Consider the following 320-nt stretch of genomic DNA (forward strand, 5'->3'; position numbering starts at 1 on the left):
TCTTTCCAATATCCCAACGAACAGATTTTTACTATTCTGGACAAGCCCCACCTATTTTCTCCTTATTCCCTGATTATTAACGAAATTAACAAGATTTCATTACCTGCGAAGTAACGGAATACTTGACAACAAAACAAGTATGCGAAAGGGATTCAAAATGAGAGATTATTCACTTTTTTATTTTTTAAATTTATAAATTTAAAGTTTTCAATTATGAACAAAAAGTTTCTAAGTGTGATCCTGTTCAGCGCCTTAATGGTGGGCACTGCAGGAACGTTCACGTCTTGTAAGGACTATGATGACGACATCGAAAGCTTGGA

The sequence above is a fragment of the Bacteroides sp. 43_46 genome, from assembly GCF_001915455.1.
GTDB classification, from domain to species: Bacteria; Bacteroidota; Bacteroidia; order Bacteroidales; family Bacteroidaceae; genus Bacteroides; species Bacteroides caccae.